Annotated in this window: 14 protein-coding genes; 5 read left to right on the top strand and 9 right to left on the bottom strand. The window is 73.7% G+C overall.

Features of this window, described 5'->3' with window-relative positions:
• Nucleotides 1–158: 158 nt before the first annotated feature.
• The 4 genes from ACWDR0_RS11515 to mshD form a co-directional block, all read right to left on the bottom strand.
• Nucleotides 159–569 carry an NUDIX hydrolase gene (locus ACWDR0_RS11515; RefSeq protein ID WP_456351466.1) on the bottom strand — a complete coding sequence of 137 codons (411 nt, stop codon included), beginning with the start codon at nt 567–569 and terminating at the stop codon, nt 159–161.
• 110 nt (nt 570–679) lie between these two features.
• The gene (locus ACWDR0_RS11510) at nt 680–1756 is read right to left on the bottom strand and encodes a CHAD domain-containing protein (protein WP_456351465.1); all 1077 of its coding nucleotides are present in this window, start codon (nt 1754–1756) and stop codon (nt 680–682) included.
• A 304-nt stretch (nt 1757–2060) separates the two neighbouring features.
• Nucleotides 2061–4289, bottom strand: coding sequence for an RNA degradosome polyphosphate kinase (locus ACWDR0_RS11505; RefSeq protein ID WP_456351441.1), 2229 nt, complete (start codon nt 4287–4289; stop codon nt 2061–2063).
• Between the two features lie 578 nt (nt 4290–4867).
• The gene (gene mshD, locus ACWDR0_RS11500; protein WP_456351440.1) at nt 4868–5815 is read right to left on the bottom strand and encodes a mycothiol synthase; all 948 of its coding nucleotides are present in this window, start codon (nt 5813–5815) and stop codon (nt 4868–4870) included.
• 386 nt (nt 5816–6201) lie between these two features.
• On the opposite strand from mshD, the gene ACWDR0_RS11495 reads away from it, so the two are divergent.
• Nucleotides 6202–6996: a hypothetical protein gene (locus ACWDR0_RS11495; RefSeq protein ID WP_456351439.1), complete on the top strand. Its 795-nt coding sequence runs from the start codon at nt 6202–6204 to the stop codon at nt 6994–6996.
• An 82-nt stretch (nt 6997–7078) separates the two neighbouring features.
• On the opposite strand, the gene ACWDR0_RS11490 is transcribed toward ACWDR0_RS11495, so the two are convergent.
• Both ACWDR0_RS11490 and ACWDR0_RS11485 read right to left on the bottom strand, forming a co-directional pair.
• Complete coding sequence (locus tag ACWDR0_RS11490) at nt 7079–8413, bottom strand: serine hydrolase domain-containing protein (RefSeq protein ID WP_456351438.1); 1335 nt, start codon at nt 8411–8413, stop codon at nt 7079–7081.
• Between the two features lie 5 nt (nt 8414–8418).
• Nucleotides 8419–9765, bottom strand: a complete 1347-nt coding sequence (locus ACWDR0_RS11485; RefSeq protein WP_456351437.1) for a serine hydrolase domain-containing protein — start codon at nt 9763–9765, stop codon at nt 8419–8421.
• Between the two features lie 190 nt (nt 9766–9955).
• On the opposite strand from ACWDR0_RS11485, the gene ACWDR0_RS11480 reads away from it, so the two are divergent.
• Nucleotides 9956–11839: a bifunctional metallophosphatase/5'-nucleotidase gene (locus ACWDR0_RS11480; RefSeq protein ID WP_456351436.1), complete on the top strand. Its 1884-nt coding sequence runs from the start codon at nt 9956–9958 to the stop codon at nt 11837–11839.
• A 188-nt stretch (nt 11840–12027) separates the two neighbouring features.
• Here the strand turns inward: ACWDR0_RS11480 and ACWDR0_RS11475 are convergent, their stop codons facing one another.
• The 3 genes from ACWDR0_RS11475 to ACWDR0_RS11465 all read right to left on the bottom strand — a co-directional run bounded on the left by ACWDR0_RS11475 (nt 12028) and on the right by ACWDR0_RS11465 (nt 15507).
• Nucleotides 12028–13500 carry a sensor histidine kinase gene (locus ACWDR0_RS11475; protein WP_456351464.1) on the bottom strand — a complete coding sequence of 491 codons (1473 nt, stop codon included), beginning with the start codon at nt 13498–13500 and terminating at the stop codon, nt 12028–12030.
• Nucleotides 13501–13541: 41 nt separating this feature from the next.
• On the bottom strand, nt 13542–14291 hold the full coding sequence (locus tag ACWDR0_RS11470) for a response regulator transcription factor (RefSeq protein ID WP_456351435.1): 750 nt from the start codon (nt 14289–14291) through the stop codon (nt 13542–13544).
• A 220-nt stretch (nt 14292–14511) separates the two neighbouring features.
• Complete coding sequence (locus ACWDR0_RS11465) at nt 14512–15507, bottom strand: S1C family serine protease (protein ID WP_456351434.1); 996 nt, start codon at nt 15505–15507, stop codon at nt 14512–14514.
• A 236-nt stretch (nt 15508–15743) separates the two neighbouring features.
• On the opposite strand from ACWDR0_RS11465, the gene ACWDR0_RS11460 reads away from it, so the two are divergent.
• The 3 genes from ACWDR0_RS11460 to ACWDR0_RS11450 all read left to right on the top strand — a co-directional run bounded on the left by ACWDR0_RS11460 (nt 15744) and on the right by ACWDR0_RS11450 (nt 21789).
• A complete protein-coding gene (locus ACWDR0_RS11460) occupies nt 15744–16721 on the top strand; it encodes a hypothetical protein (protein ID WP_456351433.1) in 978 nt (325 codons plus the stop codon).
• A gap of 238 nt (nt 16722–16959) precedes the next feature.
• Nucleotides 16960–18822 (top strand): HSP90 family protein, encoded by a 1863-nt coding sequence (locus ACWDR0_RS11455; RefSeq protein WP_456351432.1) that lies wholly within the window; start codon nt 16960–16962, stop codon nt 18820–18822.
• Nucleotides 18823–21789 (top strand): tetratricopeptide repeat protein, encoded by a 2967-nt coding sequence (locus ACWDR0_RS11450; protein ID WP_456351431.1) that lies wholly within the window; start codon nt 18823–18825, stop codon nt 21787–21789. It abuts the gene before it with no gap.
• Nucleotides 21790–21886 lie beyond the last annotated feature (97 nt).

The raw sequence follows: 21886 nt of genomic DNA, 5'->3' as shown, positions 1-21886 counted from the left end.
CGCAACCTAGCGCGCGAACGGCGGCGCCGTGGGAGGCGTTACCCGTACGAGTGGCATGCGTTCGGGCCACCCGGGCGTGTTCTCGCCCCTGCCGCCGGGGCGTGTCGCGGGCCGCCGCGGGCGCCTGCCGTGCGGTGTTTCCGCGGTGGCGGGCCGCGTCAGCCGCGCAGGACGGCCAGCAGCGCCGTGACCAGTTCCCGGTCCCTCTCCTGGCTGAGCCGGGCCATCGCGGCGGCGGGCGGCAGCCAGACCACCTCGTCCACCTCGTCGTTGGGGACGAAGGCGCCCCCGGTGGCCTCGGCGGCCCAGTAGCGGACCTCCTTGGGGCGCCCGTCGACGAGATAGCGGACCGTCGGCAGGGGCGCCCCCGGCGCGCACTCCATCCCGGTCTCCTCCCGGGTCTCCCGGACCGCGCCCGCGTACGCCTCTTCGGCGCGTTTCAGCTTGCCCTTCGGATGCGACCAGTCGTCGTACTTCGGGCGGTGTACGAGACAGATCTCCAGCCCGTCGCCGTCGCCGTTGCTGTTGCTGCCGGGGGCCGGGCGCCACAGGACGCAGCCCGCGGCCAGTACGGGGGTGGAATCGGCGGCCGCGGGCGGCCCGCTGTGCCCGGCAGGCCCGGTGCTCTCGGCAGGCCCGGTGTTCCCGCTGCTCCCGGCATGCCCGGGGTGCCCGGTGTTCACGGTGTACGGGTCCGGACCGCGAGGGAGCCGGGCCAGACCTCCTGGAAGGCGAAGCGCGCGGCCTCGACCTCATGGCGCTGGTCGGCGTGGAGGATGCCCAGGGCATAGGCGGTGGCCGGGGCGATCCGGGGGGTGCGGGCGGCGGCGGCCGCGGCCTCGGCGGCCTCGGCGGCGTCCCGGTGCCGGTCGAGCAGCAGGCCCGCACGGGTGAGGGCGGGCGGGGTGGCGCCGGGCCGCAGCGGCTCCAGCACCTCCAGGGCGTAGCGGTGCAGCCGCAGCAGTCTGCGGACCCGGTGCCAGGGGGCGTCCTGGGCCTCCTCGCCGGCGGCCGGGCCGAGCCCGTGGACCAGGGCATCGGCGTTGTACGGATGGCCGGCGCGGCCCAGCGGGAGGGCCGCGGCCGCCTCCAGCAGGCGCCGTTCGGCGCCCGCGGCGACGGGCATCAGGACCTCGTCGGCGAGGGCCGGGGCGGGCGCGGGGGCGGGGAGGAAAGAGGAGCGGGCGGGCGGCCGCGGCGGCAGCTCGGAGGCGAGGAGTGCGACGGTATCCGCGAGCGCATGGAACCGGGCCGAGCCGAGGGCCCCGAGCGCGGCGGAGTGGGCCCGGGTCCTGGCGAGGGTGAGCTGCCGCTCCAGCAGCGCACCGGCCCGCACGGCCCCCGCGGTCAGCGCGCCGCCCGCGGCCCCGGCGGGCCGGGCCGGTACGGCGGCGGGGACCGCGCCCGACAGCCGGGCGAGGGCTTCGAGGAGCAGGCTGAGCCGGGAGGTGCAGGCGTGCTCCTGCGCCAGGGTGGTGGAGAGCCAGTCCAGTTCGGTACGGAGTCCGTCCGCCCAGACCGGGTCCAGCAGCGGCCGGTAGGTGTGCAGTGTGCCGCCGATCCGGCGGGCCGCCCGGCGCAGGGCCCGGGCGGCACGGTCGGCGGCGGCCGTGTCCGCGCCGCTCTCGCCGTGCAGCTTCAGACTGCGCAGGAAGTCCGCGGCGTGCGCGTGCAGATACCCGGCGAGTACGGCATCGGCGTCCGCCGGGGCCGTATCCCCGGTGCCTGCGGTGCCTGCGGTGCCTGTGGTGCCCAAGGCGCCCGCGGTGTCCCCGGGGCCCGCTCCGGTCGGGGCCGCGCCCGGGACGACGCCCGTGGCCGTGTCCCCCGCCGTGTCCCCCGCCGGGACCGTTTCCGGAACCGATTCCGGGGTGGTCGCCGGGTGGGGCAGGACCACGGTCGCGGTCTCCGGGGCGGGGTGCGGGGCCGCCGCGCCGGTGAGGGCGTCCGCGCGGGACGGCGCGGGCCGTTCCGCCGGTGCGAGGAGCCCGGCCTCCGCGGCCGGGTCCGGCGCCGCCCCCGGCAGGGGACGGCGCGGGGGCGGGGCGGTCGCTGTCGGATCAGGATTGTGCACGCCGGCGCCTCCGCGCGTCGATGAGCATCTCCTGCACATTCCGCAGCGGCTGGCCGTCGGCGTCCGTAGCGTGCCGGGTCCAGGAGCCGTCCGGGCCCAGGTGCCAGGAGGAGATGGTGTCGGACATGCCCGTCTCCAGGAGCCGGGTGAGGGCGGCGCGGTGCGCCGGGTCGGTGACCCGGACCAGCGCCTCGATCCGGCGGTCGAGGTTGCGGTGCATCATGTCGGCGCTGCCGAACCACACTTCGGGCTCGCCGCCGTTGCCGAAGGCGAAGACCCGGGAGTGCTCCAGGAAGCGGCCGAGTACGGAGCGGACCCGGATGTTCTCCGAGAGCCCGGGGACCCCGGGCCGGACCGCGCAGATGCCGCGGACCCAGATGTCGACCGGTACGCCCGCCATCGCCGCCCGGTAGCAGGCGTCGATGATGGCCTCGTCGACCAGCGAGTTCACCTTGATGCGCACATAGGCGGGCCGGCCGGCCCGGTGGTGCGCGGCCTCCTTGTTGATCCGCGAAACCAGCCCGTCGCGGAGCGACTTCGGGGCGACCAGCAGCCTGCGGTAGGTCTCCCGGCGCGAGTAGCCGGAGAGCCGGTTGAAGAGGTCGGAGAGGTCCGCGCCGACCTGCGGGTCGGCGGTCAGCAGGCCGAGGTCCTCGTAGAGCCGGGCGGTCTTGGGGTGGTAGTTGCCGGTGCCGACGTGCGAGTAGCGGCGGAGGATCTCGCCCTCCTGGCGCACCACCAGCGACAGCTTGCAGTGGGTCTTCAGCCCGACGAGGCCGTAGACGACATGGCAGCCCGCCTCCTCCAGCTTCCGCGCCCACTTGATGTTCGCCTGCTCGTCGAACCGGGCTTTGATCTCGACCAGGACGAGTACCTGCTTGCCGGACTCGGCCGCGTCGATCAGCGCGTCCACTATCGGCGAGTCGCCGGAGGTGCGGTACAGCGTCTGCTTGATGGCCAGCACGTCCGGGTCGGCCGCGGCCTGCTCCAGGAAGGCCTGGACGGAGGTGGAGAAGCTGTCGTACGGGTGGTGCAGCAGGACGTCCCGCTCCCGCAGCGCCATGAAGATGTCGGGTGCCGACGCCGATTCGACCTCGGCCAGATCGCGGTGGGTGCCCGCGATGAACTTGGCGTACTTCAGCTCGGGCCGGTCCAGCGAGGCGATCCCGAACAGACCGGTCAGGTCGAGCGGTCCGGGCAGCGGGTACACCTCGGCGTCGGTGATCTTCAGTTCGCGGACCAGCAGGTCGAGGACGTACGGGTCGATGGACTCCTCGACCTCCAGCCGTACCGGCGGCCCGAAGCGACGCCGCATCAGCTCCTTCTCCAGGGCCTGGAGCAGGTTCTCGGCGTCGTCCTCCTCGACTTCGAGGTCCTCGTTGCGGGTGACCCGGAACATATGGTGCGCCAGCACCTCCATGCCCGGGAACAGCTCCTCCAGATGGGCCGCTATCACGTCCTCCAGCGGCACATACCGCTGCGGGGACGCCTCCAGGAAGCGGTTGAGCAGCGGCGGGACCTTGACCCGGGCGAAGTGGCGGTGCCCGCTGACCGGGTTGCGCACCACGACGGCCAGATTGAGGGAGAGGCCGGAGATATAGGGGAAGGGGTGTGCCGGGTCCACCGCCAGCGGTGTCAGGACCGGGAAGATCCGCTGCCGGAACAGGGTGAAGAGACCGGCCTGCTCCTTCTCGGTCAGATCGGGCCAGCGGATGAGGTGGATGCCCTCCTCGGCCAGCGCCGGGGACACGTCCTGCTGGAAGCAGGCCGCGTGCCGGGCCATCAGCTCGCGCGAGCGGGTCCAGATCAGGTCCAGCACCTCGCGCGGCTGGAGGCCGGAGGCGGAGCGGGTGGCGACGCCGGTGGCGATGCGCCGCTTCAGCCCGGCGACCCGGACCATGAAGAACTCGTCCAGGTTGGAGGCGAAGATGGCGAGGAAGTTCGCCCGCTCCAGCAGCGGGGTCGCCGGGTCCTCGGCCAGCTCCAGGACGCGCTCGTTGAAGGCGAGCCAGCTGCGCTCCCGGTCCAGGAAACGGTTCGCGGGCAGCTCTGCGCCGTTGCCGTGGTGCTCCTCCTCGTACGCGTCGAGATCCGCGTCGAGATCGGGTTCCAGATCGGACACCGTGGCCGCCACGGTGTGGGGCCGGTGGGCGGCTATGGAACCGACGGACGGCTGCGGGTGCTGGACCGATGCCTCGGCAGGCTGCTGACTCATGAACCCATTCTTCCGCGTCAGGGGGACGATGGGCGCGTCGGAGGGGGGTGTGATGATCCGTATCCGGTCCGGAATGCGATCCGGCACGGGCTCGGGTACGGGGCCGGGTACGGCTGGCTGCATTGAGTGAGGGTCCCAGGGCCGTCTGAATGCCCGGTAACGAGGACATGACGTCCCGGAATCGCGGACGGAACGCAGGTCACCGCCGGTGGGGCGGCGGCAGGCGGCTTCCCGGGCCCGGCCCGCCCGCCGCCCCGGGGAAGGGCCGGGGCCGTTTCCCGGTCCGTCCGGGAGCGATGCGGCGTTCGGGTGACGGTACGGCTCCGGCCGCTGCCGCTGCGGACACGGCAGGAAGGCGGAGGGGCGCGGACAGGCGGGTACGGGCTGTGTACGGGTGCGTGCCGACGGACACCGGGGTACGGCTCCGGGCGCGCGCCCCGGCGTACGGCCGCCGGGGCCGGTGCGCGCCGTGCTCCAGGGGTGGCCGCCGGGGCCGTATGCGTGTCGCGGTGCCTGGGGGCACCCCCAGCGGTAGCCGGGGGAGGCACGCGAGCCCGGGAAGATCCGAAAGAGACGACCTACGACTCCGTGCGGTACATCAGGTCCACCTCATGGGTGCGGAAGCCGAGCCGCTCGTAGACCCGGACCGCCGCCGTGTTGTCGGCGTCGACGTACAGCATCGCCGTCGGCAGCCCCTCGGCGGCCAGATGGCGCAGCCCGATCGTGGTGAGGACCCCGCCGAGGCCGCCGCCCTGGGCGTCGGGCCGCACCCCGACCACGTACACCTCACCGATCTGCTCGGCGGCGTGCACCTTCGTCCAGTGGAAGCCGATCAGCTCGCCGTCGCGCTCGGCGAGGAAGAAGCCCCGCGGGTCGAACCACGGCTCGCGCTTCCGGTCGTCCAGGTCGCGCTGGGTGAGCGAGCCCTGCTCGGGGTGGTGGGCGAAGGCGGCCGCGTTCACCGCGAGCCAGGCCGTGTCGTCCTCGCCGGGGACGAAGGTACGGACGGTGACCCCGGCCGGCAGCACCGGCTCCGGAAGCTCCGCGGGCACCCGGCCCGGGGCGTCGGGGGAGGCCAGCGGGCGGCGCATCTGCCGCAGTTCGCGGAAGAGCGTCAGCCCGAGGACCTGTGCCAGATGGCGGGCCGCGGACTTGCCGCCGTGCGCCCAGACCCGCAGCCGCTTGCCCGAGGCGGCGAGCAGGGCGCTGCCCAGCGCCCGGCCGTGGCCGCGCCCCCGGTGGGACGGGTGGACGACGAGTTCGGCGGCGGGTGCCTCGACCGGGTCGGTGTCCTCCAGCTGTGCGTACCCGACCAGCTCGCCCTCGTGGCTGAGCAGCAGATGCCGTACGCCCTCCCGCCTGCCGCCGCGCAGTTGGAGCCGTCCCTGCTCCGAGACGGCCTGTGTTCCGTCGGCCGCCGCGGCCGCGTCGAGCAGGGCGAGGACGGCTTCGGCCCGCTCGGGGGTGAGGGCGTCGAGGCTCTCGATCCGCCGTCCGGACTCCGGGAACACTGCGTCTGTCGTCATGGGGGAAGCCTACGGCGGGGCGGGCACGGGACGGTTTCCGGCGGAGCGGCGGAGCGGCGGAGCGGCGGAGCGGCGGAGTGGCGGGGTGGCGGGGTGGCGGGGTGGCGGGGTGGCGGGGTGGGCGGGCGGCCGGTGGCCGCCGGGTGCCCCGCCGGTGTCCGGTGCCGCGGCCCGCCCGCGCCTCCGGGACATCTGCCGATACCTGGCGACAGTCCCCGTACTCCGACGACATCACCCGATATCCGCTGACATCAGCCGCCGAAGCGCCGTGAACCACCCGCGCCCGGGCCCTTCATGGGCCCCGGATTCCCCGGGAACCCCACCGGTCCCGGCCCTGAATCGCACAACCGCGAACAGCGCGCGGTGCCCTCTGGTAGGAACGGGGGGTGACCGCACAGGACGAGGAAGCTCCCCCGGTCGAAGACCTCGTGTGCTGCGTCGAACTCGGCCCCGGATGGGTCGATCTGACGCTGGCCACGGGTGCGCGCACCGAGGCGGAGGCACTGGCCCGGCGGACCGTGGAACTCTACGGTCCGCGCGGGCTGCGGATCGAGGAGAAGGCCCTTTTCGACGATGTGGCCGACCGGGCCGCCGCGCTCAACGCCGGTGCGCCCGTCATGGCGGCGGCCTTCTACTCCGGCACCGGCGAGGCGCTCGCCGACTTTGTGATCGACACCTGTCTCGATATCTGGTCCGACCCCGTCGCGGCCGGTACGGACGGCGGCCCCGACGCGAAAGAGGATGCGGACGAGGCCGGGAGCGAGGACACGGACGAGGAGGGGGCCGGTCCGCCGCGGCCCGGGCTCGACGAGGCACGTGCGCTGCTGCTCGACCGGTCGGTCCCGGGCAAGGCGGCCGTTCCCGAGGTCACCTATCCGGATCTGCCCGCCGGGCCCGCCGTCCGGGTCCGCTCGCAGGTCCGGACCCGGCAGCTCCTCGGACTCTGGCGGCAGGACACCGGCTCCCTCACCTACGCGGTGCTGCCACCGGGGGTCAGAAGCCTGGTGCTCGCCTCCTTCACCTGGCGCAATATGGCCCAGACGGAGAAGGTGACCGGGCTGGCGGACGAGCTGATGTCCACGCTGCGGGTGGTCCCCGCGGCGGCGGACGGCCCGCCGGAGGACGGGGATCCGGCGGAGTGCGCGGGCCCGGAGCCCGGGGCGCCCACCGGGACCGGCTGACGCCGGACCGCGGTGGGCGGGACCGGTTACGGCGTACGGGCGGCCACCGCGCCGGCCGCGGCACCGGCTGCCCCCGCGGTCCTCAGCGCCACCACCCCCCGCTCGGCCCGGTGACCGGACCCGGCACCGCCGTCGCCGCCGGGCCGTGGGCGCCGCCGGTCGCGGGGCCCGTTCCGCAGTACTCCGCGTTCACCACCGACCCCAGCTCCTCCGACGGCCAGTCCCCATTGGTGTTGTACGCCAGGGAATGGCTGCCGTCCTCGGTGGTCACCGCCACCGACAGGGAGCCGACCCAGCCGCCGGTGTGTCCCCACAGGGTCTGTCCGCAGACGGTGTTGAAGGTCGCGATGCCGAGCCCGTGCCCGGCCGCCGGATTGTCCGGGTCCGGTACCAGCGTCTTCATGGCGGCCAACTGCCGCGGCGGCAGCAGCTCTCCGCGCAGCAGGGCGCCGAAGAAGCGGTTGAGGTCGGCCGCGCTGGAGATCATGTCGCCCTCGGCCCAGGTCTGGGAGGCGTTCTGGAAGGTGACGTCGTAGACCTTGCCCGACGGCACGCCCAGGGTGGAGTACGCCCGGCTGCCCGGCCGCGGCATCCGGCTGCTGTTGCCGGGGTTGCTGGTGGCCCGGAGTCCCAGCGGCTCGATGATCCGCTTCCGTACCTCCGTCTCGTACGTCCGGCCGCCCGCCTTCTGGAGGATCAGGCCCGCCAGCACATAGTTGGTGTTGGAGTACGAGTGCCGGACGCCCGGCGGCTGGGGCGTGTGGCGCATCGCGGCGACGACCGCCACCCAGGGGCTGCGGTAGTCGTAGCGGTGCTTGAGAAAGCCGTCGTGGGAGGCGTACTTGGCGGCGTAGGCGGGGTCGTGGAGGAAGTCGTGGATCCCGCTGGTGTGGTTGAGGAGCTGCCGTACGGTGATCTTCCGGCCGTCGTTGCCGTTGCCCCGGACCACTCCGGGAAGCCATTTGTCGACGGTGTCGTCGAGGCTCAGCTTTCCTTCCGCTTCCATCTGGAGCAGGACCGTGGCCACGAAGGTCTTGGTGATGGAGGCGATCCGGAACCGGTCGTCGGCACCCCGCGGGGCGTTGGTCCGCCGGTCGCCGATGCCCGCCGCGCCGCGCCGGGTGCCGTCCCGGTCGGTGGCGGCGGCCGTGACCCCGGGCATACCGCCCGCCACCACGGCCGCCAGCGCCGCCCGGGTGGCGGGATGGTGGCCGCCGCCCGCCGGGCCGCTCCGGGCATGGGCGGGCCCGGCGAGGGCCGTGGCCGCCAGAGCGCCGCTGACCAGCGCGACCGTGGTGGCCCGGAGCCGGTGGCGCCGGGCGGTGTCCCGGCCCTGCCCGCGGGGGCGGGCCGGGCGGTGCGGGGTGGTGCGGCGGTGGGCGGTGGGCGTGGTGGATATGCCCGGGGTCTTCGGCATACCGGTCAGCCCCTGTTCGTCACGGCGCTACGGGCGGCCGCCCCGGGGACCTTCCCGGCCGGCGCCTGCTTCGCGGCGGCGGGCGGTACGGTCCCCGGCGCCTTGCCGCAGAACTCCGCCTCGACGACCGCGGTGAACTGCTCCTGGGTCGCCTTCCAGTCCCCGTTGACGTTGAACGCGAGCTGGTGGCGGCCGTCCTCGGTGGTCAGGGCGTCGGAGAGGGAGCCCGGCGCGCCGCCGCTGTGGCCCCACAGCGTCTTTCCGCAGCTCGTCGCGGTCTTGTAGATCCCGAGCCCGTAGTCCTCGCCCGTGGTGGTCTTCATGGCGGCCAGCTGCTTCGGCGGCAGCAGCTTTCCGCGCAGCAGGGCGCTGAAGAAGCGGTTGAGGTCGGCGGCGCTGGTGGTGAGGTCGCCGTCGCCCCAGCCCTGGGAGCCGTGGATCTCGGTGACATCGTGGATCCTGGTGGCGTTCGGGTCCAGGGAGAGCGTGGAGTAGGCGCGGCTGCTCGGCTGCGGCAGGTGCACGGTGTTGCCGGGGTTGGAGGTGGAGCGCAGCTTCAGCGGGTTGATGATCCGCTTTTTGATCTCCGTCTCGTAGGTCCGCCCGCCCGCCTTCTCGATGATCAGGGCGGCCAGGACATAGCCGGTGTTGGAGTACGACTGCTGGGTGCCGGGCTCGAAGTCCGGCCGGTGCGCCAGGGCGACCCGGACGTGGTACTCCGGGGGCACATTGTCGTACCGGTGCTTCAGAAAGCCCTCTTCGAGGAGGTACTTCCGGGCGTAGTCGGGGTCCGAGGTGTAGTTGAAGATCCCGCTGGTGTGGTTGAGGAGCTGCCGTACGGTGATCTTCCGGCCGTCGTTGCCGTTGCCCCGGACCAGGCCGGGGAGCCATTTGTCGACGGTGTCGTCGAGGCTCAGCTTTCCTTCCGCTTCCATCTGGAGCAGGACCGTGGCGACGAAGGTCTTGGTGATGGACGCGGTCCGGAAGAGGTCGTTCGCCCCCCGCTTCTTGCCGGTCCGCAGATCGCCGGTGCCCGCCGCGCTCCGCCACAGGCCGCGGGCGTCGGTCGCGGCGACGGTCACCCCGGGCGTCCCCTGCGCCACGATGGCCTCGATCGCCTGCTGAGTGGCGGCGTGCCGGGCCCGGTCGGCCGGGGCCGCCCCCTCCCGGGCCTGTGCCGGGGCGGCCAGCACACCGGCCGTCACCGCCCCCGCGACCAGGGCGATCGCGCCCGTACGGAAGGTTCTCCCACGGCCCCCGGCAAGGCCCCCGCCCCGCCGTCCGGCCGTCCCTTCCGGCCCTGCCGCCGCGGTCCCCGCCCCCGTCGCCGCCGCCCTCTTCGCCACCGTCATGCCTGCTCCTTGCTGGTGCTGCCGACTGGTCATCGGTGGAAATGACCACACAAAGGGCGGGGAGGTTGATCGCGGGAGCGCGATGGCCGAGTTGTGACCCTCACCCCTCTGTCGCGCTACGCGCGTTGACCCTAGGCTGCCGGGGCAACCTTCGCCGCAGTCGCGCCGACCGAGGGGAAACCAGGGAAAGATGTCAGCCACTCCGCAGAGAACGAGCCGCCAGGAGCCGGAGGGCTCCCGGGCCCTCAACGGACCGGCCCGCGCCCACCGCAGCCGCCGCAACCGCAGGCTGCTGGGTGCCGTCGCCGGACTGACCACCGTCGGCGCGCTGCTCGCGGCGCTGCCGGGTACGGCGGGCGCCCATGAGCAGGACCGGGCGGACAAGGGCGGCAAGGGGCACGGCCACGGCCGTACGGTCGACGTCCAGTTGCTCTCCTTCAACGACTTCCACGGCCACCTCCAGCCCCCGTCGGGCTCCGGCGGCCGGGTGACCCGGACCAACCCGGACGGCACCACCAGCACCATTGACGCGGGCGGCGCCGAATACCTGGCCACCCATCTGCGCGAGGCCCGCAAGGGCAAGCGGTACACGGTCACCGCCGCCGCGGGCGATCTGATCGGCGCCACCCCGATGCTCTCGGGGCTCTTCCACGACGAGCCGTCCATCGAGGCGCTGAACAAGCTCGACCTGGACGTCTCCTCCGTCGGCAACCACGAGTTCGACGAGGGCGCCAAGGAGCTGGGCCGGATCCAGAACGGCGGCTGCCACCCCACCGCGGGCTGTTTCGAGCCGGGCAAGAAGTTCAAGGGCGCCGAATTCCCCTATCTGACCGCCAATGTCACCCACGAGAAGTCGGGTCGGCCGCTGCTGGACCCGTATTTCATCTGGGAGCGCAACGGCGTGAAGATCGGCTTTATCGGTGTGACCCTGGAGGGCACCCCGGACATCGTCAACGCCGAGGGCATCAAGGGCCTGAAGTTCAACGACGAGGTCCAGTCGATCAACAAGTACGCGAAGATCCTGGAGCGCAAGGGCGTCAAGTCGATCGTCGCGCTGCTGCACGAGGGCGGCTTCCCGGCCTCCAACTCGTACAACTACAACTGCGACAGCCCGGGCCCCGGCGACGGTATCTCCGGCCCGATCGCCGATATCGCGAAGAACGTCAGCCCGCAGGTCGACGCCCTGGTCACCGGCCACACCCACCAGGCGTACGCCTGCACCATCCCGGACCCGGCGGGCAAGCCGCGCACCGTCACCTCGGCGGCCTCCGCCGGGCGGCTGTACACCGAGACCACCCTCACCTACGACCGGCGCACCAAGGACATCGTCCGCACCTCGGTCGGGGCCACCAACCACGTCGTCACCCGTGACGTGCCCAAGGCCCCGGACATGACCGCGCTGATCGACCGGTGGAACACCCTGGCCGGGCCGATCGCGAACCGGACCGTCGGCCATATCGCGGCGGACATCGACAACCCGATGTCGGCGGAGGAGCGCCCGCTGGGCAATCTGATCGCCGACGCCCAGCTCGCCGCGCTCTCCCCGGCCGACAAGGGCGGCGCGCAGCTCGCGCTGATGAACCCGGGCGGTATCCGCGCGCCTCTGGTCCACAAGGCGTCCGGCGCCGAGGGCGACGGGGTGGTGACCTACGGCGAGGCCTTCACGGTCCAGCCGTTCACCAACATGATGAACGTGGTCGACCTGACCGGCGCGCAGTTGCTGACGGCGCTCCGCCAGCAGGTCAGCGGCTCCAACCAGGTGGCACCGAAGATCCTCCAGGTGTCGAAGGGCTTCACGTACACCCTCGACCTGACGAAGACCGGCGCGGACCGGATCGTCACGGACTCGGTGAAGCTGAACGGCGAGCCGATCGACCCGGCGAAGACCTACCGGGTCGCGATGAACGAGTTCCTGGCGGGCGGCGGTGACGGCTTCTCGGTGCTGAAGGAGCACACCAACAAGCTCGTCGGCGCGTCCGACCTGGATGTGTTCATCGGCTACCTGGGCGCGAACTCCAGCGCGGCGGCGCCGCTGGCGCCCCCGGCGACCGGCCGGATCACCGTTGTGAAGTAACGCTTCGGCGCAGCGGTGACGAGGGGGGGGCGGCGGGCCGGACGGCCCGCCGCCCCTCCGGCGTACCGGGCGGGCGAACCGGCCGCGGGGCGGCCGCGGGGCGGCCGGTCCGGGCGCGGCGCCCGGATCAGGCACGGGCCAAGCACGGGGCCGGGTGCCGCTCCGGCCCCGCGGGGTGACCGGCCCCCTCACCCCTCGCCGGAGGCGCCCGGCGTGCCCGGTGGCGGTGCGGCCGCGCCCGGGAGGCGGAGCGCGGCGATCGTGCCGCCGCCCGGCGCCGGGCGGAGCGCCACATCGCCGCCCGCCGCCCGGACGGTCCTGGCCACGATCGACAGGCCGAGCCCGGAGCCCGGCAGCGCCCGGGCCGACGGGGAGCGCCAGAACCGGTCGAAGACATGCGGCAGTTCGTCCGCCGGAATCCCGGGGCCGTGGTCCCGTACGGTCAGCTTGCCGTCGCGCAGCCGTACCTCGACCGTGCCGCCGGGCGGCGAGAACTTCACCGCGTTGTCCATGACATTGACCAGCGCCCGCTCCAGCGCGGCCGGATCCGCCCGTACGTACCAGGGCGCCAGGTCCTCGGCGAAGACCAGCTCCGGGCCGCGCAGCCGGGCCCGGCCCAGCGCGGTGGCCGCGATCTCGTGGAGGGCGACGACCTTCAGCGGCCGGTCGCCGTCCTGCGGCCCGTCCGGCCGCGACAGCTCCTGGAGATCGCCGATCAGCGCCGCCAGCTCCGTCATCTGGGCCTGCACACTGGCCAGCAGCGCCTGCCGGTCGGCGGGCGGGATCGCCCGGCCGGTGCGCTCGCTCCGGGCCAGCAGGTCGATATTGGTCCGCAGCGAGGTCAGCGGGGTACGGAGTTCATGACCGGCGTCGGCGATCAGCCGGGCCTGCCGGTCCCGGGAGGACGCCAGCGCCTCCGTCATCGCGTTGAAGGAGCGGGAGAGCCGGGCGATCTCGTCGTCGCCGTCGGCGGGGATCCGTACCCCCAGGTCCTCGGTGCGCGCCACATGTTCCACCGCGTCGGTGAGCCGGTCCACGGGCTGGAGCCCGGTCCGCGCCACCCAGAGCCCGGCCGCGCCCGCGCCCAGCACCCCGAGGCCCGCCAGTCCGGTGAGCATCAGTGCCAGCCGGTTGAGGGAGGTGTCGATCTCGTCGAGGGGGCGGGAGACGGAGACCGCGATATCGCCGCTCGGCAGCTCCAGCAGGGTGGTGTGCACCCGGACCTTCTGCCCGCTGTCCGTGACACTGTCGTGAAGGGCGCTCTCGATCCGCCTGTTGGCGACATCGACGTCGAGGCCGGTCACCTTCACCGGCTGGCTCCAGGCCGCGACACAGCGCGAGCCGTCCGGCGCGACCATCTGGGTGTAGGCGAACGACTTCGGGACCTTCGACTTGATGACCGTGTCGCTGCCGACCCGGGCGCACTTGTTCAGCGCGTCCACGACGTTCTCCTGGGCCGCCCGGGTGTTCTCCAGCGACCGGTCCATCTCGGCGTTCAGCTGGCTCCGGGTCAGCGCCCAGGAGACCACCGCGACCGCGGCGACCGCGGCGGCGACCGCCGTGGCGACCAGCAGGGCGATCCGGGAGCGCAGCGGAAGCCGGCGGAAGCGGTGGACCAGCCCGGCCGGCCCGCGCGGGCCCCTGGGGGGCCGGGCGGGCATCGGGGGCGGAGCGGGGTGCTGTGCCGTCCCGGGGTGGTGCGTCACCCGTCGCCCCCGGCGCCCCGCAGCACATAGCCCACCCCGCGTACGGTGTGGACGATCCGCGGCTCCCCGGCCGCCTCCGTCTTGCGCCGCAGGTACATCACGTACACATCGAGCGAATTGGAGCTGGGCTCGAAGTCGAAGCCCCAGACCGCCTTGAGGATCTGCTCCCGGGTGAGGACCTGCCGGGGGTGCGTCAGCAGCAGCTCCAGCAGGGTGAACTCGGTACGGGTCAGCTCGACCGGGCGGTCGCCGCGGTACACCTCGCGGGTGCTGAGGTTCATCGACAGATCGCCGAACTCCAGGACGTCGCCGGGCTCGTCGAGGGCGTAGTCGAGCGGTACGGGGGAGGCGTACGCGCTACGGCGCAGCAGCGCCCGGATCCGTGCGAACAGCTCGTCCAGCTCGAACGGCTTCACCAGATAGTCGTCGGCGCCCGCGTCCAGGCCGGTGACCCGGTCGCCGACGGTGTCCCGGGCGGTCAGCATCAGGATCGGCACGGTGGAGCCGCCCGCCCGGATCCGGCGGGCCGCGGTCAGCCCGTCCATCCGGGGCATCTGGATATCGAGGACGATCAGATCGGGTCCGTACGACTCCGCTTTGGCGAGCGCGTCCAGCCCGTCCACGGCGACCTCGGTGTCGTACCCCTCGAAGGCCAGGCTCCGCTTCAGCGCGTCGCGCACGGCGGGCTCGTCGTCGACGATCAGTACGCGGTCGGCGTACGGGTTCTGGTCGCGGCTCTCGGTCATATCAGAAGCCTCGCACGGTCCGCCCCCGAAAAGGGCCTCGGCGTCGCGCCGCCCCGGGAGGGGCCAGGGGGCGGGGGCGGCCGCGCCGCCGGGCCCGTCGCCGCCCGCGCCGGCCGGGGCACCGCCCGGGGCGGGCGCCGCGCCGGGCCCGGGAGCACCGGGAGCCTCGGGAGCCCCCGGCCCGGCGCCCGGCCCGGCCGCTCCGGGCCGCCCCGCCGGGCTAGACACCCGTACCCGAGCCCGTGCCCGCGCGCAGCTCGGCGAGCGTGCTCTTCACCGTGTCGACGGGGATCGCGAACCCGAGGCCGACGCTGCCGGCCGCCGACCCGCTGCCGTTGCCCGGCGCGTACATGGCCGAGTTGATGCCGACGATCCGCCCCTGCATATCGATCAGGGCACCGCCGGAGTTGCCGGGGTTGAGGGGGGCGTCCGTCTGGATGGCCTTGTACGTGGTCGTGGTCGCGCCGGTGTCCCCGTTGAACTGGCGGCCGCCGAACTCGAAGGGCCAGCCGCTGTCGGACCCGCGGGGCTGCTCGGACTCCTTGGCGACGGTCACGTCCCGGTCGAGCGCGGAGACGATTCCGCTGGTCACAGTGCCGGTCAGCCCCTCGGGCGAACCGATGGCGACGACCTGGTCGCCGACCCGCAGACTGCCGGAGTCCCCGAGCTCCGCGGCCTTGAGCCCGCTCGCGCCGCGCAGCTTCACCAGGGCGAGGTCCTGGTCGGGGGCGGTCCCGACGACATCGGCGGGGTACGTCTTGCCGTCGCTCAGCCGGACCTGTGCCGTCTTCGCGCCGCCCAGCACATGGGCATTGGTGACGACCTCCCCGTCGGAGGAGATGATCACGCCGGATCCGGTCGACTGCCCGTTGCCGCCCTGGGCGCGGATCTCCACGGTGCTGGGGGCGACCGCGTCCACGACCCCGGCGACGCTCCCGGCGGACCGGGCGGTGGAGACATTGGTCCCGGTGACGCTGCTCGCGGCCCGGCCGGTCCGGTCGTCGGTGAGCTGTCCCACCACGGCGGAGGCGGCCCCGCCGACGGTCGCGGCCCCGATGGCCACGGCGACCATCAGGGCGATGGACCCCCGGGCCTTCTTCCGGGCCCGCGCCCGCGTTCCGGGCTCGGACTGCGGCTCCGGCGGTGCGGGCCAGGGGGCGTACGGAGGCGGCGGGGGTACGGAGTGCGGGGCGTCGTCACGGTACTGGTCGCTCATGTCACCGACTGTCCCCGGCGAGTCTGAGAAGGATCTGAGCCCGCGCTGAGAACGGAGGCAGAGTTCCGTATGCCCGGTATAAGGACGGCGCCCGCACCCGGCGGGAGGGCCGCCGACCGATGATCACCGGCCAAAGAAGTGGGTGATTGTCGGACAACCGTGATAGTCACTACCTCCACGAGGGGGCGTGATCGACAACCGCTCCGTCGGTCACGTACGACAAGGGGTGGGGAAGCATGGCGGTGCTCCGGGCCATGAGCCGGACGCTGGGGAAACTGACGGGCAGAGCGCCCGCCCGGCTGGTCAAGGACTACGACGATCCCGAGCTGCCGGTGGTGCGCGAAGCCGCGGCCGCCGCCGACTGGGACCTCGTCCGGCAGATGGTCCTGGGGCGGGCCGAGAACGACGGACGGTCCCGGCTGATCCGGGCCGTCTCCGACACCGCGGGCGTCGAGCGGTGGATCCCGGAGGTCATCGAGGCCGAGCCCGACGCGGCACTGCCCCGGGTCGTCGGCGGTTTCCGCCAGATCAGCTGGGGCTGGGAGGCCCGGACCAGCGCCCGCGCCAAGGATGTGTCGCGCAAGCAGTTCGAGACTTTCCATGCCCGGCTGGCCATCGGCGAGGAGTGGCTGTTCGAGGCGGCGGAGCGCGAACCGGACTGGGTCGCGCCCTGGCACGGCCTGCTGACCACCGGACGCGCCCTCCAGGTGGGGCAGACCGTGGCCCACCGCCGCTTCGAGGCGGCGACCCGGCGCGATCCGCACCACTTCGGTGTGCACACGTCCCACCTTCAGCAGGTCTGCGAGAAGTGGGGCGGCTCCCACGAGGCCATGCACGAGTTCGCGCGGACGGCGGCCCTCGAGGCCCCCGCCGGGACGTGGCTCGGCGGACTGGTCGCCGACGCGCACATCGAGCAGTGGCTCCACCTCGAACGCGGCGCGGACAACGCGTACATCATGAGTCCCGGGGTGACGGCCTCCCTGAACGAGGCCGCGGACCACTCCTACCGGCACCCCGACTTCGACCCCGAGGGCCCCGGTGTCGACGTGCTCAACTCCTTCGCCATGGCCTTCTCGCTGACCGAGTCCCCGGAGGAGGCCCGGGAGGCCTTCGCGGCGACCGAGGGGCGCGTCACGGAATCCCCCTGGTACTACCTGGACGGCAGCGACCCCGTGGGCGCCTACAAGAGGATGCGCTCGGCAGCCGGACGCTGACCGGGCCCGCGCCGCGCCGCACCGCGCCGTACCCGCCCCCCGCACCGCCTCCTGCCGCGGACGCTCCGGTGTCCCCGGTGCGCCTGGTGCGTCCGGTGCGCTTGGTGCGCCCGCCCGTACCCGTACCGGAATCCGCCGGGGTACGGAACCGCTGCCGCGCGCCGTCACCCCGGCCCCCTTCCGGCAGCCGCCGCGAGACACCCCACGACGCCCCGATTCACGGAAAGACACTGCACAGGTGACCGACTCCCAGACGTCCCACACCTTCCAGGTCGACCTGCGCGGCCTGGTCGACCTGCTCTCCCACCACCTCTACTCCAGCCCCCGCGTCTACCTCCGCGAACTCCTCCAGAACGCCGTGGACGCCATCACCGCCCGGCAGCGGGCGACCCCCGGCGCACCCGCCGCCATCACCGTCCGCACCGGCGACACCCTCACCGTCACGGACACCGGCATCGGGCTCACCGAGGCCGATGTCCACCGCTTCCTCGCCACCATCGGACGCAGCTCCAAGCGCACGTCCGGCGGCGGTATCGACGGCGCCGGACTCGAAGCCGACCGCGGCGACTTCATCGGCCAGTTCGGCATCGGGCTGCTCGCCTGCTTCGTCGTCGCCGACGAGATCACCGTGCTCAGCCGCTCCGCCGCCGACCCCGCCGCGCCCGCCGTGGAGTGGCGCGGCCACGCCGACGGCCGCTACACCATCCGTACCCTGCCCGCGTCCGCCGTCCCGGAGCCCGGCACCACCGTCCGGCTCGTGCCCCGCGCCGACAACGCCGAGTGGACCACCCCCGAGCGGGTCGTCTCGCTGGCCCGGCACTACGGCACCCTGCTGCCCTACCAGGTCACCGTCACCGATACGCGCGGCGAAACCCACCGGATCGACGACACCCCGCCCTGGGACCGGTCGCACGCCTCCCCGCTGGCCCGCCGCGAGGCCCTGACCGCCCACTGCCGCGAACTCTTCGACTTCACCCCGCTCGACACCATCGAGCTGGACCTCCCCGCCGCCGGACTGCGCGGTGTCGCCTACGTCCTGCCCACGGCCGTCGTCCCCGGCCGGCACGCGGGCCACCGGGTCCATCTCAAGGGCATGCTCCTCACCGACCAGGCGCCGGAGCTGCTCCCCGAATGGGCGTTCTTCGTCCGCTGCGTCATCGACACCACCAGCCTGCGGCCCACCGCGTCCCGGGAGGCCCTGTACGAGGACGGCACCCTCTCCGCCGTACGGGACGCCCTCGGCGAGCGGATCCGCGACTGGCTCACCGGGCTCGCCGCCCGCGACCCCGCCCTGCTGCACCGTTTCATCGACGTCCACCATCTCGCGGTCAAGGCGCTCGCCCGCTACGACGACGAACTGCTGCGCATCGTGCTGCCGTGGCTGCCGTTCGAGACCACGGACGGCCAGGTCACCCTGGAGGTCTTCACCAGGACCCACGCCACCGTCCTCGTCACCCGCAGCGTGGAGGAGTTCCGGCAGGTCGCGCCCATCGCGTCCGCCGTCGGCATGGGCGTCGTCAACGGCGGCTACACCTACGACCGCGACCTGGTGCACCGGCTGCCCGAGATCAGGCCCGGCACCGCCGTCGCCGACCTCGACCCGCACACCGTCACCGCCCATCTCGACGGCGTGGACCCGGCCGTCGAACTGCGTGCCGCCGCCTTCCTCTCCGTCGCCCGGGAGACCGTCGGCGCCCATGACTGCGATGTCGTCCTGCGCGACTTCCAGCCCGTCACCGCGCCCGTCCTGCTCATCGACAACCGGGAAGCGCGCCATGAGCGGACCCGGTCCGGACTGGCCGCCGACAGCGACGGACTGTGGGCCGACATCCTCGGCTCGCTCCGCCAGGAGACCCCGCCCGCCCAGCTCGTGCTCAACCATCTCAACCCGCTGGTACGGCAGGCCGTGACGATCACCGAACGCGGCCTCGCGGTCACCACCGCCGAAGCCCTCTACGGCCAGGCCCTGCTGCTCAGCCGCCGGCCCCTGAGGGCAAGCGAAAACGCCCTGCTCACCCGGGCCTTCACCGGCCTCCTCACCCACGCCATGCACCACCCCGGCACGGCGGCACCCGGCTCCGAGCCCCGGAAGGACATCTAGATGCTGGACACCCCCGAGGCCGTGGTCGAGGCGCTGCGCGAGAACAACGGCAGACCCCATGGACTCCAGCGCACCATCACCGCCGAGGAACTCGTCGAGGCCGCCGGGGCATTCGAGAAGCCCGATGTCCTCGTCACCGCCCTGATGGAGCTCATGACGGCGTACGACGTCACCGGCGAGCACCGCAAGTCGCCCGTCGCCTTCGCCCGGCTGCTCAAGCTCTGGGAGAGCGCCCCCGACGAGTTCAGCGAATGGGAGGCCGCCCAGATCCACCACCGGTCCTTCTGGGTCGCCCTCTCCCTGCTCCAGGTCCCCGAAGTGCCGCTGGCCACCGTCGACGCCTGGGTCGCACAGACGCGGGAACGCTTCACCGCCGCCGGGCACGGTCTCCAGCCGGTGGCCGCCGCCCGATACCGGATCGCCGCCCACACCGGTACCGGTACGGACGACGCGTACGACCTCTGGGCCACCCGCCCCCGTACCGAATACAGCGACTGCGGACCGTGCGAACTCCGCCGCCTCGGCGCCCACCGGCTGCTCACCGGCGACGACACCGGAGCCCTCGAAAGCTGGCGGCCGGTCCTGGACGGCAGCGCCGAGTGCACCGAGGAGCCCGCGATGACCCGGGCGCTCGCCCTGCTGCCGCTGCTGCGCACCGGCCGCGCCGACGAGGCCCGCTCCCACCACCTCAGCGGCTACCGGCAGATCCGCGGGAAGACCGGGATGCTGGAGGAGATCGGCCTGCACCTGGAGTTCTGCGCGCTGTCCCGGAACGAGGGCCGCGGACTGGAGATCCTCGCGGAGAACCGCCCGCTGTTCGAGGCGGCCGGAGCCCCGCTGTCCCGGCTGGGCTTCCTCACCGGCACCGAGCTGCTGCTCGCCCGGCTCGCCGCCGACGGGCACGGCGCCACCGCCGTCGCGGGTCCGCCCGGCCGGAACTGGACCGTGGCGGAGCTCCTTGCCGAGGTCCGTACCGAGGCCGACCGGCTGGCCGCCGCCTTCGACGCCCGCAACGGCACCACCGCGGTCGGCGACCGGCGGCGCAACCGGCTCGACCGGAGCCCCCTGCTCGACGAGCCGCTGCCGCTCGGCCTGCGGACCGCCGTCGCCCGCGCCGCCGCACCGCCGGTGCCCGTGGAGGCGCCCGCCGTACCGGCCGGCTTCGCCGGTCTGGTGCGCGAGGCCCGCCGACAGGACGCCGCCGGCCATCCCGCGGCCGACGGGCTGTGGACCCTGGTCGCCGAGCGGCTGGCCGCGGGCGGGAACACCCCGCACGACGACGGCATCGGCCCGGTGGAGCTGCTGCACGCGGAACTCGCCGAACACCGCGCCAACCGGCTGCTGCGGGACGGCGCCGACACCGAAGCCGTCGTGGAGCTGGAGCGGGCGGCCGGGCTGTACGAGGACCTGGGCCTGCACTGGCAGGCGCTGAGCACCCGGGCCCGGGTGATCACCTGGGGTCCGCGGGACACGGCCGGCGCCGAAGGGCCGGACGACGGCTCCGACCGGGTCGCGGAAATGGAACAGCTCGTCCAGGAAGCGGCGGTCGTACGGGACCGGGTCCCGCTGACGGGCGGGAACCCCGCCGAAGCGGAGGGTTTCCTCGGCGCCGACGCGGCCGTCGAGCGCACCCTCTGCTACGGCGGCGTGCTGTTCTGCCTGGCCTTCACCGCGTACCGGGCGGCCGCGCAGCAGCTCCCGGAGCCCGGCGGGGAAGCCGTCGCGAAGCTGGAGGAGCACACCGGCACCCTCCGGGCCGAGGCGGAGCGGCTGTCGCTGCCCCACCAGATCGCCAACGCCCGCCAGTTCCTGGCCGATGTGGCCGCCAGGACCGGCGACACCGCCCGCGCGGAGAAGGAGCTGCGGGCCGCGCTGGAGGATGTGGCCGCCTCCGACCGCCCCTGGCGCGCGGGCCGGCCGCGGCTCCAGCTCGCCCAGGGCCTGATGGCGGACGGGCGCTACGAGGAGGCCGCCGAGCTGGTGCACCGCGCCATCAGCGACGCCGCCCGCTACGGCGACCACGAGTTCGCCTTCGCCGGGGCGTACACGCTGCTCGGACATGCCGTGTCCCACCTCGGTGACCACGGCGGCGCGGTACGCCATCTCTCCGAGGCGGCCGCCCGGCACGACCGGGACACCGAACACGACGAGGCCGCGGCGGTCCGGCTCCAGCTGGCCGAGGTGCTGACGGAGTCCGGCCGTCCGGACGAGGCCGTCGCCGTACTGGAATCCGTACTCACCGGCGCCGACGGTACCGACGGTGCCGCGCTCGACGAGCGGGTGCTCGCCCAGGCCCGGCTGAACCTCGCCCGCGGCCTGCGGGAGCTGGGCGAGTTCCGGCCGGCGGCCGAGGAGTTCCTGCTGCTGGCGGACGCCGTCGCCGGATGGGAGGACGACCGCCCGATCCAGACCCTGGTGGCGGGCGAGACGGCCGTCACGCTGGCACTGGCGGACCGCTGGGACGCGGCGGCCACGGCCTACGAACGGGCCTTCACCGCCCACGCGGAGGCGCCGAACCCGCCCCTGATGACCGAGATGCTGCGGGAGTTCGCCCGTCTGACCGTGGAGTCCCGGGGCGACGAGGGCCTGGACGCGGCGCTGGCCCATCTGGCCCGCGCCGACGACATCGTGGCCGCCGCGTCCGCCGACGGTCTCACCGCCTGGTACGAACGGGGCAGCACCCACTACCGCCGGGCCCGCGTCCTGGCCGGGGCGGAGCGCTTCCCGGAGGCCCTCACCGAGGCGGAGGCGGCAATCGCCGCATACGAGGAGGGCGGCAAGGCCGCCGAGGCCCCGCGCGCGGAGGCGGTCCGGATCGCGGCCCTCATCGAGGGCAACGGCCTGGAACGCCGCGACGAGGCGATCGCCCGCCTGACAACGGCGATCGCCCGCTCCCGCAAGGCGGACCTGGACGACGCGGTCCGGATCCTGGAGGAACTGCGCCGGAGCTTCATGGACCGGGGCTAGGGATCGGACGGCCGGGGTGCCGGGCGGCGACTCGGCAGTGGGCTCGGGCGGATGCGGCCGGGGGGGCGGGCGGGAGCCGAGGCCTCAGGACCGTCCA

The organism is Streptomyces sp. NPDC003691 (assembly GCF_053981115.1).
This window is presented reverse-complemented; position numbering and strand designations above follow the sequence as displayed.

Bases quoted from the DNA above. Each gene is read 5' to 3' on its own strand.
- ACWDR0_RS11505 (WP_456351441.1), bottom strand. From the start codon at position 4,289: ATGAGTCAGCAGCCTGCCGAGGCATCGGTCCAGCACCCGCAGCCGTCC.
- mshD (WP_456351440.1), bottom strand. From the start codon at position 5,815: ATGACGACAGACGCAGTGTTCCCGGAGTCCGGACGGCGGATCGAGAGC.
- ACWDR0_RS11490 (WP_456351438.1), bottom strand. From the start codon at position 8,413: ATGCCGAAGACCCCGGGCATATCCACCACGCCCACCGCCCACCGCCGC.
- ACWDR0_RS11485 (WP_456351437.1), bottom strand. From the start codon at position 9,765: ATGACGGTGGCGAAGAGGGCGGCGGCGACGGGGGCGGGGACCGCGGCG.
- ACWDR0_RS11480 (WP_456351436.1), top strand. From the start codon at position 9,956: ATGTCAGCCACTCCGCAGAGAACGAGCCGCCAGGAGCCGGAGGGCTCC.
- ACWDR0_RS11475 (WP_456351464.1), bottom strand. From the start codon at position 13,500: ATGCCCGCCCGGCCCCCCAGGGGCCCGCGCGGGCCGGCCGGGCTGGTC.
- ACWDR0_RS11470 (WP_456351435.1), bottom strand. From the start codon at position 14,291: ATGACCGAGAGCCGCGACCAGAACCCGTACGCCGACCGCGTACTGATC.
- ACWDR0_RS11465 (WP_456351434.1), bottom strand. From the start codon at position 15,507: ATGAGCGACCAGTACCGTGACGACGCCCCGCACTCCGTACCCCCGCCG.
- ACWDR0_RS11460 (WP_456351433.1), top strand. From the start codon at position 15,744: ATGGCGGTGCTCCGGGCCATGAGCCGGACGCTGGGGAAACTGACGGGC.
- ACWDR0_RS11450 (WP_456351431.1), top strand. From the start codon at position 18,823: ATGCTGGACACCCCCGAGGCCGTGGTCGAGGCGCTGCGCGAGAACAAC.